We start from the raw sequence: 16,247 nt of genomic DNA on the forward strand, positions 1-16,247 counted from the left end.
AGTTATGTGTCTTTGGTGCTGAAGTTGGCGCTAGCGGCGCGATCCTAGCATTTTTTGTTCCATCGCAAAGCGTTGTTTTCGGGAGTCTTTTAGATGAAATATCGAAGACCGCTTTGGGTCGAAAGCAGCCTCTAAAAATTTTTAGCTCTACTTGCTAAAGCACCCGCGCGCGCAAGCGTCGCACCCTATTTCGGGGTGTCCTTCAAATTTCCGGCGGCTGTTTGAGCGTAGCGCTGCAAGCGCGCAGCGAGTTCCGCCGGACCAGCCGCCTGCAAGGCGCGCCTTTTCTTTCCCCGGTTTCTTTTGGCAAGACAAAAGAAATCGGGTCGCCGCCGCGCGATAAGCGGCCTCTGCAAACTAACACGCAGCAGGCTCCAAAACAAAAAGCACAGCAATAAACCATAGCTACCAGCGCTTACCAGATAAGCGCTAGAGCCCAAAAACATTTATAAATCAAAAAAGGCCCACAGCCGAAGCCGTGAGCCTTCTCATCCAAACCAAGTTGTGAAAGCAGCGGTCCCCCAACTGCCCCCCGTTCAGTGCACGTGCGCAATGTCCGGAATCGCTGCCATCAAATCCTTGGTATAGGCATGCTGCGGATCGTCCAGCACCACCTGCGCATCGCCTACTTCCACCAGCTTGCCGCGCTGCATGACGCCGATGTCGTCGCACATGTGGCGGATCACAGCCAGGTTGTGGCTGATCAGCAGATAGGTCAGGCCGAATTCGTCCTGCAGGTCGCGCATCAGGTTCAGCACCTGGGCCTGCACGGACACGTCCAGGGCAGAGGTCGGTTCATCGCAGATGATGAACTCCGGCTTGCTGGCCAGGGCGCGCGCCACGGCGATGCGCTGGCGTTGGCCGCCCGAGAACTGGTGCGGGTACTTCTTGGCGTCGTCGGGCTTCATGCGCACGCGGCGCAGGGCTTCCTGCACGCGCTCGGCCGTCTCGGCGGGGCCGCTGGTCAGGCCCAGCACCACCAGCGGCTCGGCAATCAGCTGCTCCACCGTCCAGCGTGGATTCAGGCTGGCGTACGGGTCCTGGAAGATCATCTGGAAACGCCGGCGCATGGCCACGGTGTTGGCCGCGGGGCTCCATTTGTCCACGCCGTCGAACAGGATCTGGCCACTGGTGGGCGGGATCAGCCCGGCCACCATGCGTGCCACCGTGGATTTGCCGGAGCCGGATTCGCCCACCAGGCCGAAGGTCGTGCCCTTGCGGATGTGGAAGCTGACGTGGTCGGCCGCCTTGAGGATTTTCTTCTCCTCGCGCGCCAGCAGGCGGGCCAACCAGCCAGCTGACAGGTCATAGTCCTTGCACAGGTCTTTGACCTCCAACAGCGGCTTTGCGCTGGCTGCGTCTGCGCCCGCAGCAACATCTTTGGGCGTCCACGGCACGGCCTTGGCGACCGGGCCGCCGCCCACTTCGGGCACGGGCAGGCGCTCCACGCGCTGGTGCACGCTGGGGATGGCGGCCATCAGCACCTGGGTGTAGGGGTCGCGCGGGGCGTCCAGCACCTGGCGCACGGGCCCGGTTTCCAGCACCCGGCCGTGGTACATGACCATGACGCGGTCGGCCGTCTCGGCGATCACGCCCATGTCGTGCGTGATCAGCATGGCGGCGGCGCCGCGCTCCTTGCAGACGCGGCGCAGCAGGGCAATGATCTGCGCCTGCACCGACACGTCGAGCGCCGTGGTGGGCTCGTCGGCAATGATCAGTTCGGGCTCGGCGCACAGCGCCAGGGCGATGGCCACGCGCTGGCGCATGCCGCCCGAGAACTGGTGCGGGTACTGCGCCATGCGCTCCTTGGCATGGGGAATCTCCACCTCTTCCAGCAACGCCAGGGCGCGGGCTTCGGCTTCCTTCTCGCTCACCGGCAGGTGGGTGCGGATGGTTTCGACCAGGTGGTCGCCCACGGTGTAGACCGGGTTCAGGCTGGTCAGCGGGTCCTGGAAGATGGTGCCGATGCGCTTGCCGCGGATGCGGCGCAGGTCTTCGCCCTGCAGGTGGTCGATGCGCAGGCCCTGCAGCTCCACCGTGCCGCCGGAGATGCGGCCCGGGGCCTCGATCAGGCCGGTGACGGCCGAGCCGGTCATGGACTTGCCGGCGCCGGATTCACCGACCACGCCCAGGATTTCGCCGGGGAAGATGTCGAAGGAGACGTCGTGCAGCACGTGCACAGGGCCCTTGTAGGTGTCGAAGGTGACGCTGAGGTTGCGCACGCGCAGCACGGGGGTGCCGGTGACATCACCGGCAGGCACGGGTTGGTGTGTGTCTGGGGTCATGTTCATTGCAGCTTGGGGTTCAGGGCGTCGCGCAGCCAGTCGCCGACCAGGTTCACGGACAGGGCCAGGGCCAGCAGCACCAGCGAGGGGAACAGCAGGATCCACCATTCGCCGGAGAACAAGAAGCTCTGACCGATGCGGATCAGCGTGCCCAGCGAGGGCGCGGTGGGCGGCAGGCCAACGCCGAGGTAGGACAGCGTGGACTCGGCCACGATGGCGTGCGCAAAGCTGATGGTGGCGATCACCAGGATGGGTGCCAACATGTTGGGCAGGATGTGCTTGGTGAGGATGGCGGTCTTGCTGCGGCCGATGAGCTGGGCGGCCAGCACATAGTCCTTCTGCTTTTCCACCATCACGGCGCCGCGCACGGTGCGCGCGTACTGCACCCAGTCGGACAGGCCGATGGCGATGATGATCACGAACACGGCCATGTCGTCGCGGTAGCCCTCGGGCAGCAGGCCGCGTGCAATACCAAAGATCAGCAGCGCCACCAGGATGACCGGGAAGGTCAGTTGCACGTCGGCGATGCGCATCAGCAGGGTGTCGAACCAGCCACCGGCATAGCCGGCGATCAGGCCCAGCGGCACACCGATGATCAGCGACAGCGCCACGGCCGACACGCCCACGAACACGGACATGCGCAGGCCATACAGGATGGCCGAGTACACGTCACGGCCCTGGTCGTCCGCCCCCAGGGGGTAGAACATCTCGCCCATGCCCTGGCTCCAGGGCGGGGTGAAGGCGTCCATCAGGTCCAGGCTGCCCGGATCGAAGGGGTTGTGCAGCGCCAGCAGTGGCGCACAGATAGTGGCCAGCACCAGCAGGACCAGCACGCCGGTGGCCACTTGCACCAGGCGCGAGCGGGCAAAGGCGCGCTTGACGGGCGAGTCGCTGGCCTTCCAGCCGGTCGGGGCCGGCGCAGGTTTGAGAGATTCGGTCATTGCAGCCCCCTTATTTCTTTCGCAGGCGGGGGTCCACCAGCACATACAAAAAGTCTACGAACAGGTTGATCACCACATACAGCAGCGCGATGAACATCAGGTAGGCGGCAATCAGCGGCACGTCCACACCCTGCACCGAGGAGATGAACAACAGGCCCACGCCCGGCCACTGGAACACGGTTTCCGTGACGATGGCAAAGGCGATCAGCGAGCCGATCTGCAGGCCGGCAATGGTGATCACGGGGATCAGCGTGTTGCGCAGCGCATGGCCGAAGTACAGGCTTTTCTCATGCAGGCCGCGCGCACGGCCAAAGCGGATGTAGTCGGAGCGCAGCACCTCCAGCATCTCAGCACGCACCAGCCGCATGATCAGCGTCATGTTGTAAAAGCCCAGCGTGATGGCCGGCATGATGAGCGCCGCCCAGCCCGAGGCCGTGAGAAAACCGGTTTCCCAGCCGCCGATCTTGACGGTCTCGCCCCGCCCGAAGGACGGCAGCCAGCGCAATTCGACGGCGAACAGATAGATCAGACCAATACCAATCAGGAAGGTCGGAAGTGACACACCCACCAGCGACACCGTCATGATGGAGCGGCTGAGCCACCCATCCTTGCGGATCGCGGTATAGACACCCAGCACCACGCCGATCACCAGCGCCAGCACGGCGGCGGTCATGGCCAGCTCCAGCGTGGCGGGCAGACGTTCGGCAATCACGTCGGCCACGGGGCGCTTCAAGCGGTACGAGATCCCCAGATCCCCCTGCACCACCTTGCCCACATAGGACAGGTATTGCATGGGGACGGATTTGTTGAAGCCCAGCTCTTCGACCAGGGCTGTGCGTTCTTCCAGCGTGGCGTCTTCGCCCAACAAGCTGATGGTGGGATCGCCGATATGGCGGAACACCATGAAGGAAATAAGCGAGACGGCCAGCAGTACCAAAACTGACTGGCCCAGTCTGCGCAGCAGATGGACCAGCATGGTTTTACTTCGCGTTCTTGTTGATCTTCACGTCCTTGAAGTGCAGCACGTTGTCGGGGTGCACGGGAACGTCGATGGATTTGACCGAGGCGAAATGGATGACCTGGTCATGCAGCGGGATGTAGAAGCGGTCCTTTTGCACCACCTTCCAGATGTCCTTGATCGTGGCGTTGCGCTTGGCCACATCGCTTTCCGAGGACAGCGAGATGATCTTGGCGTCCAGATCGGGATTGCTGTAGTGCGTGGCGTTCTGCGCGCCGCGGCCTTCCTTGCCGCGCGTGGCAACCAGGAAGTCGAAGATGTAGGCCGAGTCATAAGTCGGCACGCCCCAGCCGTACAGGTAGAAGTCGCTGTCGGCATTGACGATGGACACGCTGTGCTGCGCGATGGGGCGCGAGGACACTTCGGTCTTGATGCCCACGCGACCCAGGAAGCCGGCAATCGCGGTGCTGATGGCTTCGTCGTTCACGTAGCGGTCGTTGGGGGTGTGCAGGGTGATGGTGAAGCCTTCGGGGTAGCCCGCTTCCTTCAGCAGCGCCTTGGCCTTGTTCACGTCGGCCTTGGGGTAGGCCGCCATGGTCTTGTCGTAGCCGTTGACGAACGGAGGCGCCATCACGCCCGAGGGGTTGGACAGGCCGCGCATCACCGAGCGCTTGATGGCGTCACGGTCGATGGCCAGTTCCATGGCTTCACGCACCTTGGGGTCGGCCAGGGGGTTCTTGCCCTTGACGTTGCTGGACTTCAGCTCGGGCGAACCAACATTCAGCCCCAGGAAGATGGAGCGGTTTTCCGGGCCTTCGTTGATGCGCAGCTTGGCATCTTGCTTCAGGCGCGCCACGTCCTGCGCGGGGATGTCCTGGGCAAAGTCCACCTCGCCGGACAGCAGGGCCGCCACGCGGGTGGCGGGCGACTTGATGGGCAGGTACACCAGCTCGGTCACCTGCAGCGGGAACTGGCCCTTGCCCCAGTAGTTGGGGTTTTGCTTCATCACCGTGCGGCTGTCCACCTCGCGCGTGGTCAGCACGAAGGCGCCCGTGCCGTTGACGGCGCGCGTGGCGCCGTTTTCGGTCTTGCTGGTGGCGTCCTGGGTTTCCAGCGCGCCATTGGCCTTGGCCCACTCCTCATTCATGATGAAGATGTTGGTCAGGTTGTTCGGGAAAATCAGGTTCGGGCCCTTGGTCTTGACATGCACCGTCAGGTTGTCCACGGCGGTGATGCTGTCCACCGAGGCCAGCAGCGACTTGACCTGGGCGTTGGGGCCCTTGGCACGGTTCAGCGAGAACACCACGTCCTTGGCCGTCAGCGGCTTGCCGTCGTGGAACTTCACATTGGGACGGATCTTGAATTCCCAGACCGTGGGGTCGTTCGCCAGCATCCTCCACTCGGTGGCCAGCAGCGGCTGCAGCTTGCCGTCCTTGGTGCGGTTCAGCAGGGTTTCATACATCTGGTGCATCAACACGAAGTTGGTGCCCGTGTTGAACACGTGGGGGTCCAGGGTGGTCACGTCGGCCGATCGGGACCAGCGCACGGTCTCTGCCTGTGCCAGTGCGGCGGAGCTCAGCAGGCCGGCAGCCAGCATGGCGGTGCCCAGAGTCTTCAAAATCATCTTCGTCTCCATAAGAAGGTGAAAGGTTGACGGTATGCCACGGGCCGCCCGGGAGCGGCGCTAGGGTTAGGCCTAGCAAGCAAGAAGTGCTCCTGTTGCGGTGCGTACCGTCTGTCGCTTGTGTTGTTATGCGCTCATCTTTATATCGAAGCACACCCAACGCCACGCAATAAGCTCATGCATTTCTGTGCCTTCACGCAAAAATCCTTGTGTGACCGCCCCAGGCAAGGTATGTGCGAATGCCGGACAATGGGGGGCGGCCACTTCCGCGGTGGTCGCACGCTCTGTTTTGACTCTGGGCGCCAACCCGCCCGTTTGCCGCATGCACGCTACCCGTATCGTTGCCATCCGCCATGGCGAAACTTCCTGGAATGTCGATGCCCGTATCCAGGGGCATCTGGACATTCCCCTGAACGACATGGGCCTGTGGCAGGCCCAGCGTGCCGGCGCTGCGCTGGCCGACGAGCACTTTGACGCCATCTACAGCAGCGACCTGCAGCGCGCCCTGGTGACCGCCCAGGCCCTGGGCCAGGCCACGGGCTGCCCGGTGCAGCCCGACACCGGGCTGCGCGAGCGCTGCTTTGGCAGCTTCGAGGGCCGCACCTTCCACGACATCGAGGCCAGCGCGCCCGAGCACGCGCGGCGCTGGCGCAAGCGCGACCCCGAATTCGTGCCCGATGGCGGCGGCGAGTCGCTGCACATGCTGCGCGGGCGCATCCAGCACACCGTGGACCGCCTGGCGGCCCAGCACCTGGGCGGGCAGATCGCCCTGGTGGCACACGGCGGCGTGATGGACATCCTCTACCGCCTGGCCACGCGCCAGGACCTGCAGGCCCCGCGCGCCTGGGAGCTGGGCAACGCCGCCATCAACCGCCTGCTGTGGACGCCCGAGGGCCTGACCCTGGTCGGCTGGGGCGATGTCAGCCACCTGCAGCACACCAGCCGCGATGAATTCGTGAGCTAAAAACAACAAAAAAGAAACCAAGCGCGCCCACCCCGCGCCGATGTTTCAGGCCTTTTAGACCGGAAACGACCACAGGACGGGCGCCAGGCGCTCTGCTTTTAGTGGCTGGCCGACCACGGCGTGCCGTCGGCCGCCAGGGTTTCCCCCTTCTTCTGCGTGATCAGGCCATAGCACTCGGGGTGGCGGTGCAGGTCGAAGTTGAAGGTGGTGCGCTTGTAGACGGCGCAGAAATCCAGGTCGGCCCGGCCCAGCACCACCTCGTCGCCCTTGGTCACGCAGCGTGCCACCACCTCGCCGCTGGGCGCCACCAGCAGGCTGCCGGCAATGCTGTCCACGCCCTCTTCCACCCCGCCCTTGGCGACGCTGGCCACCCAGCAGCCGTTCTGGTAGGCCCCGGCCTGCACGGACAGCTGGTTGTGGAACAGCGACAGGTCGTCGTGCTGCGGCGCGGGGGCGTTGTGCACCGGCGTGTTGTAGCCGATGAAGATCATCTCCGCCCCCTGCAGCGCCATCACGCGGTAGCTCTCGGCCCAGCGGCGGTCGTTGCACAGCGCCATGCCCACGGTGCCGCCAAAGGCCTGGTACACATCGAAGGACTTGCCAGGTTTGAAATAGCGCTTTTCCAGATGCTGAAACTGGCGCCAGGGCTCGTGCTCGAAATGGCCGGGCACATGGATCTTGCGGTACTTGCCCACTATTGAACCCGTGCGGTCCACCAGGATGGCGGTGTTGTACTGCACCAGGGCCGCACCCTCTTCGGCCAGCTCGGCGTAGCCCAGGTAAAAGCCGATGCCCAGGGTGCGCGCCAGGTCGAACAGCGGCTGCGTGTCGGCATTCGGCATGCTGCGCTCGTAGTAGCGGTGCAGCTCGGCCACATCCTCGATGTACCAGCGCGGAAAGAAGGTGGTCAGCGCCAGCTCGGGGTAGACGATGACATCCGCCCCCAGGCTGTGGGCCTCGCGCATCATGGCGCACAGGCGGCGCACCACGCTGGCGCGGGAGTCGGCCTTCTGCACCGGGCCCAACTGGCCCAGGGCGACATTGACGATACGGGTCATAGCATTCTCTCTTTCAAAACCATAGCTGCCAGCGCTCTTAGAACAAGGGCTGGCGGCCAATTTCATTCATATTGCAATTCGATCTGGCGCCACCGCCACCCTGTGCGCCTGGCGCAGCCCACACCAGGGCCGCCGAGCCAGGGCTGCCCCGCAGCGAGGGCAGCGTCCCCCTACCCGCAACGCGCTGCGGCGCGAGAGCGGGGGCAAGGCGCGCAGCGCCGCAGGGGGTGTCCCTCACCGCCCCGCCCGCTCCAGCAGCACCTGCAGCAGCACATTCGCGCCCTGCTCCAGCTGTTCGGGCGCGGTGTGCTCGCGCACGTTGTGCGACAGCCCGCCAGCCGAGGGCACAAACACCATGGCCGTGGGACAGACCCGGGCCAGCATCTGCGCATCGTGGCCGGCGCCACTGGGCATGCGCAGCGTGGACAGGCCCTGGGCCCGCGCATGCCGCTCCACGCTGGCCACAAGGTCCGCATCGAAGGCCACGGGGGCAAAGTCGGCCAGCTGGCGGTGCTGGAACTGCACGCCGCTGCGCAGGGCCATGGCCCGGGCAAAGGCCAGCACCTCGGCCTGGGCGTCGCGCAGGCGCTGGCCATCGGTGTTGCGCAGGTCCACGGTCATCACCGCCTGGTTGGGGATGACGTTGATCAGGTTGGGCCTGAGCTGCAGGGCCCCCACCGTGCCCAGCTGGCGGCCACCGTAGCGCGCCACCAGTTCGGCCACAAACACCGCCGTGCGCATGGCGCACTCGCCAGCGTCGTGGCGCAGCGCCATGGGTGTGGTGCCCGCATGGTTGCTGGTGCCATCGAAGGTGAATTCCATCCAGCAGATGCCCTGCACGCCCTCGACCACCCCGATGGCGGTGGCCTGCTGCTCCAGCACCGGACCCTGCTCGATGTGCAACTCCACAAAGCTGTCCACCACAGGCCGTCCCACGGGGGCACTGCCGGCATAACCGATGCGCTGCAGCTCATCGCCCAGGCGGGCGCCGTTGTCCACGGCGGGTATGGCCAGGGCCTCCTGCAGCGGCAGGCCGCCGACCAGCACCAGGCTGCCCAGCATGTCGGGCTGAAAGCGGGCGCCCTCCTCGTTGGTGAAGAAGGCCACCTGGATGGGCCGCCGCGGGCGCAGGCCGGCGTCGCGCAAGGTGGCCACCACCTCGAGGCCGGCCATCACGCCGTAGTTGCCGTCGTACAGGCCGCCGGTGCGCACGGTGTCGATGTGGCTGCCGGTCATCACCGGCGGCAGCGCCTCGGTCCCGGCATAGGTGGCGACCACGTTGCCGATCGCGTCGACCGACACCGCCATGTCCAGGGCCTGCATCTGCGCCACGGTCCAGTCGCGCGCGGCCCGATCGGCATCGCTCAGGGCCAGGCGGTTGGTGCCACCGCCCTCCAGCGCACCAAAGCGGCCCAGATCGCGCAAGCGTTGCAGCAGGCGCGCGCCATCGATCTTCAAGGTCTGCGGATTCATGCCGTGCCCCGGGTGGCGGCCGTGGTGGCCTGGTCGGCGGCGCGGGCTGCCACGCTGGCAGCGCTTTCGCCCACCAGCTGCGCATACAGCACGGGATCGGTGGCGGATTCGGAGCCGAAGAACAGGATGCGGCTGCCGGCGTTCAGCCCCAAGGTGGTGCGCGCCGCCGCATCCTGGCTGGCGGCGATGGCCGCGGCCACACCGGCCACGGCCGATTCACCGGCCACGAGGATGGGATCCTGTCCCAGGGGGTGGGCCAGCAGGCGCATGGCGGCCACGGCGGCGGCGTCGGGGATGACACAGAACGCGTCCGTGCCCTTGTCCAGGATCTCCCAGGCCAAGTGCGAGACCTCGCCACAGGCCAGGCCGGCCATCAGCGTGTCGATATCGCCGGTCACGGCCGTGAGCTGGCGCGCCTGGGCGCTTTGCGCCAGGCAGTCGGCCTTGTCGGGCTCGACCACCACGAAGCAGGGCCGGTCGCCCGCGTCCCGCTCCCAGAAGTAGCCGCACACGGCGGCGGCCAGGCCGCCCACGCCGGCCTGCACGAACACGTGCGTGGGGCGCTGCGGCAGCTGCTGGACGGCCTCTTCCACCATCAGTTGGTAGCCCTGCATCACGTCGCGCGGCACATCCATGTAGCCGGGGTAGGAGGTGTCGGAGATCACAAAGCGGCCGTGCGCCTGGGCATCGTGGTCGGCCTGGCGCACGGCATCGTCGTAGTTGCCAGCGGTGCGCACCACCTCGGCGCCGTACTGGGCAATCGCCTGCCGGCGGCCTTCGCTGACGGTGGCGTGGATGTAGATCACGCAGGCGCAGCCGAACTGCTGCGCGCCCCAGGCCACGGAGCGGCCGTGGTTGCCGTCGGTGGCGCAGGTGACGGTGATGCCGGCGCACAGGGCGCGCAGCTCGGGCGTGCGCAGGTCCTGGGTGGACAGCGTGCGGCCCAGGCGTGCGCCCAGCTCGCGGCACAGCAGGCGGGCCACGGCATAGGCCCCGCCCAGGGCCTTGAAGCTGCCCAGACCAAAGCGGCTGCCTTCGTCCTTGTAGTGCACGGCGGCCACGCCCAGGGCCTGGGCCAGCGCGGGCAGGCTGTGCAGCGGCGTGGCGGCATAGCCTGGCCACTGCGACAACTCGTGCTGCGCCTGGGCCAGGGCATCGGCCCCGAGGATGTCGCTGCGGCGGGCGCCGTAGGGCGTCATGCGGTTGGCCCCAGGGTTGGCAAAACAGGCCACGGGCAGTGCGGGCAGGGGCGATGGATGGGTCATGGGTGCTTCTTTCTCGGCAGGCAGGAAAAACGGGGGTGCGGGGGCGTGCCCCTCACATCTGGGGCTCCAGGTCATCGAGGGCCACGTGCAGGCGCTCGATGCGCTGCAGGCGGGCGTGGGTGGGGGTGCGCTGCATCTGGGCCAGCGAGGCCGCCAGGAAATTCACCACACTGACGGCGCAGACATAGGAGTCGAACAGGCCTTGCTGGTGCTCCGCGCCGCAGCGCAGCACCACCTGGGACTGCATGGCCAGGGCCGAAACCGGCGCATCGGTCAGCACCAGCACCTGGGCGCCGCCGCTGCGCGCGGCCGCCAGCGTGTGCCGCAGGCGCGTGCTGCGGCGGCGGAAGTCCACGGCCAACACCACATCGCGGTCGCTGGCACAGGCCAGCAGGTCGGCTTCGCGCCCGGCCACATCGTTGAGGCTGAACACCTCGCCGCGCACCTGGGCCAGCAGGGCCTGGGCATAGAAGGCGGTCACATGGCTGTGGCGGTAGCCCACGACCCAGACCTTGCGCGCCTTGTGCAGCAAGGCCAGTGCGGCTTCCAGGTGGTTGTCGGGCAAGGCCTCGGCCCACTGCTGCAGACGCAACGCATCGTTGCGCAGATGGCCCTGGAACTGCACGGCCAGGCTGTCCCTGCGCCGTGAGGGCTCCATGCGCGCCAGTGGCGACTGCTGGGCCTGCAGCTCGCGCACGGCCTGGCGGAACGCGCCGAAGTCCTCATAGCCCAGGCTGCGAAAGAAACGCGCCGCCGTGGACTTGGAAATGCCGGCCAGGTTCGCCAGCTCGGTGGCGGAATAGCCCAGCAGCTCGCGCTGGCGCAGCAGCACCACATCGGCCAGCTTGCGCTCGGCCTCGGTCAGCTGTTCGTAACAGTGGCGAATGCGCGCTTCCAGTGCAGAAGCGGTCAAAACATCGGGCATCGGGGGTCTCCATCTCCATCTTGGGGCGCGCCATCCAAAAGCGTGCATCGCCTCACCAAACCGAAACAAAAGTGCCAGAACCAAGAAACTTTGGCACCCATGTTTCATCCCTACAGCCTCCATTACGCAAAAAAAGTGCCTGCCTGCCAAGGAGCGATGGCCTGCACTGCCGGCCCCAGGGCCACCGCGGCGCTGCAACGCAGGCACTGCGCCAATTTGTATACAGAAATATTTGTTTCACAGCCTGGCACGCAATATGCAAAGCCTCGGTCACCCTTTCACTCTGATCCTGGGAGATCCGACTCATGTCTCTGCATCGCCGTGCTTTCACCGCTGCCGCCCTCGCGGCCACCACCCTGGGCCTGTCCTGCGGCGCCTGGGCGCAGGAAGACACTTCGCTCCAGCGCGTGCTGGACAAGAAGTCCATTGCCCTGGGCATTCCCACCGACTACCCACCCTATGGCTTCATGGGCCCCGACTTCAAGCCCACGGGCGTGGACGTGGCCACGGCCCAGCTGATCGCCGACAAGCTGGGCGTGAAGGCCGAGCTGGTGCCGGTCAGCACGCCCAACCGCATCCCCTACCTGCAGTCCAAGAAGGTGGATCTGATCGTGTCCTCGCTGGGCAAGAACGCCGAGCGCGAGAAGGTCATTGACTTCACCACCTCGTACGCGCCCTTCTTCCAGGCCGTCTTCGGCCCCAAGAACATTGCCCTCAAGAGCTTTGACGACCTGGCCGACAAGACCCTGGCCGTGACGCGCGGCACCATCCAGGACGACGCCCTGGTGCAGCTGGCGCCCAAGAGCCTGAAGATCCAGCGCTTCGAGGACGACAACGCCACCATGGCGGCCTTCATGTCGCAGCAGACCCAGTTCGTGGCCGTGGGCGCCGCCGTGGCCGCCGCCGCGCTGCAAAAGAACCCCAAGGTGCAGGCCGAGTACAAGCTGCTGATCAAGGACTCGCCCAACTACGTGGGCGTGCGCAAGGGCGAGACCGCCCTGCTGAACAAGGTCAACGAGATCCTGCGCACCGCCAAGAAGGACGGCACGCTGAACAGCTACTCGCAAAAGTGGCTGGGCCGCGACATGGGCAACCTGCCGGATTGATCTTGCGACACCCCCCCTGTGGCGCTGCGCGCCTTACCCCCACTCTCGCACCGCTGCGCGTTGCGGGCAGGGGGACGTAGCCCTCGCTGCGGGGCGGCCCTGGCTCGGCTGCCCTGGTCTGGCCCTCGCCTGTTTCACGGCCCTGCCACGGGTGACACAGGCAGGCAGCGGTTTTTTGCTTTCACCTGAATTTGGACTGTCCCCATGGAAATGGATTTCTTGCCCGTGCTGGCCAACTGGCCCATGCTGCTGAAGGGGCTGGTGCTGACCGTCGTGCTGACCGGCATCGCCCTGCCGCTGGGCATGCTGCTGGGCGTGGCCTGTGCCTGGGCGCGCCTGCATGGCGGCCCCCTGCTGCGCACCGTGGTGGCCAGCTATGTGGAAGTGTTTCGCAACACGCCCTTCATCATCCAGCTGTTCTTCCTGTTCTTCGGCCTGCCCTCACTGGGCCTGCGCATGTCGCCCGAGACGGCCAGCATCCTGGCGATGACGCTGAACCTGGGCGCCTATGCCTGCGAGCAGGTGCGCGCCGGCATCGAGGCCACGCCGCGCGGCCAGATCGAGGCCGCGCAGTGCCTGGCGCTGAGCCGCTGGCAGATCTTCACCCGCGTGGTGCTGCCGCCCTCGCTGGGCCGCGTCTGGCCGGCGCTGACGGGGCAGATGATCATCGTGATGCTGGGCTCGGCCGTGTGCAGCCAGATCTCGACCGAAGAAATCTCCTACGCCGCCAACCTGATCTCCAGCCGCACCTTCCGCAGCTTTGAAAGCTACATCGTGGTCACTCTCAGCTACCTGCTGCTGGCCGTGCTGCTGCGCCAGGCGCTGAACTGGCTGGGTCCCCGCTTCGTCTTTGGCCAGCGCCGCGCCTGACCGCAAGGAAACACCATGGTTGAATTCACTTTCTGGGACATTGCCTACCAACTGCTGCTGGCACTGCGCTGGACCGTGTCCCTGTCCGTCATTGCCTTTGTCTGCGGCGGCCTGCTGGGCCTGGGCCTGCTGGTGCTGCGCCTGTCCCAGTGGCCCGGCGCCGTGCGCCTGGTCGCCGCCTATGTGCAGATCTTCCAGGGCACGCCGCTGCTGATGCAGATCTTCCTGACCTACTTCGGTCTGGCGCTGCTGGGCATCGACACCTCGCCCATGCTGGCGGCCTGCGTATGCCTGAGCCTGTACTCCGCCGCCTACCTGTGCGACATCTGGCGCGGCTGCGTGGAGTCCGTGCCCAAGGGCCAGTGGGAGGCCTCGGCCAGCCTGGCGCTGGGCTTCACCGAACAGCTGCGCCACGTCATCCTGCCCCAGGCCCTGCGCCTGGGGATCGCGCCCACGGCGGGCTTCATGGTGCAGATCATCAAGGGCACGGCACTGACCAGCGTGATCGGCTTCATCGAGATCACCAAGGCCGGCCAGCTGATCGCCAACGCCACCTTCGAGCCCTTCCTGGTCTACGGCTGCGTGGCCGGCCTGTACTTTGCGCTGTGCTTCCCGCTGTCGCTGTGGAGCCAGCGCCTGGAGCGCCGCCTGCGCCCGAAAGCATGACCGCCTGTGCGGCTGCGCCGTTTCCCCCTGGAAGGGGGGCGACCGCATCGCCGCAGGGCGGCCCTTGCGGGCTGTCTCTGACCTTGGCCGCGCCAGTTCCCTGCGGTGCGATCTCCATGAACAACTGATACGAAACTGCTTATGACCTCCGCCACCCCCCCCACCACCGTCCCCCTGGTCGACATCCGCGGCCTGCGCAAGCGCTATGGCAGCAACGAAGTGCTCAAGGGCGTGGACCTGCACATCGACCGCGGCGAGGTGGTCTCCATCATCGGCAAGAGCGGCTCGGGCAAGAGCACGCTGCTGCGCTGCATCAACGGTCTGGAGAGCTTTCAGGAAGGCCAGCTGAGCGTGCACGGCCAGCCCCTGCAGCCCGACCAGCCCCAGGCCCTGCGCGAGCTGCGCAAGAACGTGGGCATGATCTTCCAGAGCTTCAACCTGTTCCCGCACCTGAGCGTGGGGCGCAACGTGATGCTGGCGCCCTCGCTGGTCATGCGCCAGCCACAGGACGTGGTCCGCGCCAACGCCCAGCGCCTGCTGGAGCGCGTGGGCCTGGCCGAGAAGTTCGACGCCATGCCCGACCAGCTCTCCGGCGGCCAGCAGCAGCGCGTGGCGATTGCACGCGCCCTGGCCATGGACCCCGAGATCCTGCTGTGCGACGAAGTCACCTCGGCCCTGGACCCGGAGCTGGTGGGCGAGGTGCTGAGCGTGGTGGAAAGCCTGGCCGAGCAGGGCATGACCCTGATCATGGTGACGCACGAGATGAGCTTTGCGCGCAAGGTCAGCGACAAGGTGGTCTTCATGCACCAGGGCAAGGTGCACGAAGTGGGCGCGCCCGAGACCTTGTTCGGCGCCCCGCAAACGCCCGAGCTGCGCCAGTTCCTGGGCTTCAGCGCCAGCTGAGCTGGCATCCAGGCACATACAAAAAAATAGCTGCTTGCGCTCGATATTGCTGGCTTTCAGGTGGTTTAGTGCCTGAAAAACTTGCATCACCTGCGCAAGCAGCTATGTTTTTTACCGCCACCCGCACCCTCACCCGCTCCTGCAAGGCAGACGGGCGGGCGCAGTCCCCCTCAGGCCGGGCGGCCGTAGGTCGCGGTGAACGAGGCCGTGGCCAGTGTGTGGGCGTGGATCATGAAGCCGCCGATGGCCGTGGTGGCGTCGTCCGGCATGTCCAGCTTCGCCACGGACAGCGCGTGCACCGTGAAGATGTAGCGGTGCGGTTTGTCGCCGGGCGGTGGGCACATGCCGCCCCAGGCCCAGAGGCCGTAGTCGTTGCGCATCTGGCGTGCGCCGGCGGGCAACTGGGCGCCGCCTTTCTCGCCGGCATTCGCGGGCAGCGCGGTGACGCTGGCGGGCAGGTCCACCACCATCCAGTGCCACCAGCCCGAGCCCGTGGGCGCATCGGGGTCGTACACCGTCACGGCAAAGCTCTGCGTGCCGGCGGGGGCGCCGCTCCACTGCAGCACGGGGGACTGGTTGCTGCCGCCGCAGCCGAACATGTCGGACTCAAACACGGGCGCAATCGTGCCGCCGGTGGGAATGTCGGGGCTGCTCAGGGTGAACGTGGTCATCGGTGAAATCTCCTTCATCACAAGCCTGCCAGTATGCCTGCAGGCGCCAGAGGGCCGGCACGGGCCATCGTCCCCGCACCGCATATTTTGAGAATCAATCTCATTTACACTCGATCGCTGTGTCCCCTTGCCCGATTGCGTTGCCATGCCTGCCTGCTCCCCCCCTTCATCGCCCGACACCGCCCGCCGCCAGTGGCTGGCCAGCGCCCTCGCCGTGCCCAGCCTGGGCCTGGTGGGCTGCACCACACCGGCCATCCCCGTACCCACTGCGGGTGATGCAGCGGCCTGGGGCCAGCCCTGGCACATGCCCGGGGTGCGGTACATGGACTTGCCCGCGCCGGCCCTGCCCGGCAGCCCCACGCCGCGCCAGCACCGGGTGATGGTCTACGTGCCCCAGGGCCCCGCGCCGGCGGCGGGCTGGCCGGTGGTCTATGTGCTGGACGGCAATCTGATGTTCCCGCTGCTGGCCCAGCTAGTGCACAACCGCGGCGCGCGCGGCCCGAGCTGCGGGCCCGGGCGCCATGCTGGTGGGCCTGGG

General features: G+C 66.4%; 14 protein-coding genes and 1 pseudogene. 6 read left to right on the plus strand and 9 right to left on the minus strand.

Annotated features, from left to right (window positions below; translation table 11 throughout):
- Window positions 1-536 precede the first annotated feature (536 nt).
- The 4 genes from SJH88_RS15585 to SJH88_RS15600 are packed head-to-tail and all read right to left on the minus strand — an operon-like array spanning window position 537 to window position 5,808.
- Window positions 537-2,285 carry an ABC transporter ATP-binding protein gene (locus tag SJH88_RS15585; protein WP_420921748.1) on the minus strand — a complete coding sequence of 583 codons (1,749 nt, stop codon included), beginning with the start codon at window positions 2,283-2,285 and terminating at the stop codon, window positions 537-539.
- A gap of 2 nt (window positions 2,286-2,287) precedes the next feature.
- Window positions 2,288-3,226 carry an ABC transporter permease gene (locus SJH88_RS15590; RefSeq protein ID WP_274755025.1) on the minus strand — a complete coding sequence of 313 codons (939 nt, stop codon included), beginning with the start codon at window positions 3,224-3,226 and terminating at the stop codon, window positions 2,288-2,290.
- A 10-nt stretch (window positions 3,227-3,236) separates the two neighbouring features.
- A complete protein-coding gene (locus tag SJH88_RS15595) occupies window positions 3,237-4,202 on the minus strand; it encodes an ABC transporter permease (protein ID WP_042414653.1) in 966 nt (321 codons plus the stop codon).
- Between the two features lie 4 nt (window positions 4,203-4,206).
- Window positions 4,207-5,808: an ABC transporter substrate-binding protein gene (locus tag SJH88_RS15600; protein ID WP_274755026.1), complete on the minus strand. Its 1,602-nt coding sequence runs from the start codon at window positions 5,806-5,808 to the stop codon at window positions 4,207-4,209.
- Window positions 5,809-6,130: 322 nt separating this feature from the next.
- On the opposite strand from SJH88_RS15600, the gene SJH88_RS15605 reads away from it, so the two are divergent.
- The gene (locus SJH88_RS15605) at window positions 6,131-6,772 is read left to right on the plus strand and encodes a histidine phosphatase family protein (RefSeq protein ID WP_043383178.1); all 642 of its coding nucleotides are present in this window, start codon (window positions 6,131-6,133) and stop codon (window positions 6,770-6,772) included.
- A gap of 98 nt (window positions 6,773-6,870) precedes the next feature.
- Here the strand turns inward: SJH88_RS15605 and SJH88_RS15610 are convergent, their stop codons facing one another.
- From SJH88_RS15610 to SJH88_RS15625, 4 genes are all read right to left on the minus strand, one after another.
- Window positions 6,871-7,830: an N-carbamoyl-D-amino-acid hydrolase gene (locus tag SJH88_RS15610; RefSeq protein ID WP_274755027.1), complete on the minus strand. Its 960-nt coding sequence runs from the start codon at window positions 7,828-7,830 to the stop codon at window positions 6,871-6,873.
- Between the two features lie 234 nt (window positions 7,831-8,064).
- The gene (locus SJH88_RS15615; protein WP_274755028.1) at window positions 8,065-9,303 is read right to left on the minus strand and encodes a Zn-dependent hydrolase; all 1,239 of its coding nucleotides are present in this window, start codon (window positions 9,301-9,303) and stop codon (window positions 8,065-8,067) included.
- On the minus strand, window positions 9,300-10,568 hold the full coding sequence (locus SJH88_RS15620) for a diaminopropionate ammonia-lyase (protein ID WP_274755029.1): 1,269 nt from the start codon (window positions 10,566-10,568) through the stop codon (window positions 9,300-9,302). Before SJH88_RS15620 ends, SJH88_RS15615 begins: the two co-directional genes overlap by 4 nt.
- A gap of 52 nt (window positions 10,569-10,620) precedes the next feature.
- Window positions 10,621-11,493: a MurR/RpiR family transcriptional regulator gene (locus SJH88_RS15625; protein WP_274755030.1), complete on the minus strand. Its 873-nt coding sequence runs from the start codon at window positions 11,491-11,493 to the stop codon at window positions 10,621-10,623.
- A 305-nt stretch (window positions 11,494-11,798) separates the two neighbouring features.
- On the opposite strand from SJH88_RS15625, the gene SJH88_RS15630 reads away from it, so the two are divergent.
- The 4 genes from SJH88_RS15630 (at window position 11,799) to SJH88_RS15645 (ending at window position 15,038) form a co-directional block, all read left to right on the plus strand.
- Window positions 11,799-12,599, plus strand: coding sequence for a transporter substrate-binding domain-containing protein (locus tag SJH88_RS15630; RefSeq protein WP_042414669.1), 801 nt, complete (start codon window positions 11,799-11,801; stop codon window positions 12,597-12,599).
- Window positions 12,600-12,803: 204 nt separating this feature from the next.
- Window positions 12,804-13,469: an amino acid ABC transporter permease gene (locus SJH88_RS15635; protein WP_234687002.1), complete on the plus strand. Its 666-nt coding sequence runs from the start codon at window positions 12,804-12,806 to the stop codon at window positions 13,467-13,469.
- A gap of 15 nt (window positions 13,470-13,484) precedes the next feature.
- Window positions 13,485-14,135: an amino acid ABC transporter permease gene (locus SJH88_RS15640; protein ID WP_042414675.1), complete on the plus strand. Its 651-nt coding sequence runs from the start codon at window positions 13,485-13,487 to the stop codon at window positions 14,133-14,135.
- A gap of 141 nt (window positions 14,136-14,276) precedes the next feature.
- Window positions 14,277-15,038, plus strand: a complete 762-nt coding sequence (locus SJH88_RS15645) for an amino acid ABC transporter ATP-binding protein (protein WP_274755031.1) — start codon at window positions 14,277-14,279, stop codon at window positions 15,036-15,038.
- A 170-nt stretch (window positions 15,039-15,208) separates the two neighbouring features.
- Here the strand turns inward: SJH88_RS15645 and SJH88_RS15650 are convergent, their stop codons facing one another.
- On the minus strand, window positions 15,209-15,709 hold the full coding sequence (locus tag SJH88_RS15650) for a YbhB/YbcL family Raf kinase inhibitor-like protein (RefSeq protein WP_043383187.1): 501 nt from the start codon (window positions 15,707-15,709) through the stop codon (window positions 15,209-15,211).
- Window positions 15,710-15,854: 145 nt separating this feature from the next.
- Between SJH88_RS15650 and SJH88_RS15655 the strand changes: the two are divergent.
- Window positions 15,855-16,247, plus strand: a pseudogene (locus SJH88_RS15655) (hypothetical protein); the annotation flags it as partial.

It is taken from the genome of Comamonas sp. GCA5 (genome assembly GCF_036541385.1).
Lineage (GTDB): Bacteria > Pseudomonadota > Gammaproteobacteria > Burkholderiales > Burkholderiaceae_C > Comamonas > Comamonas aquatica.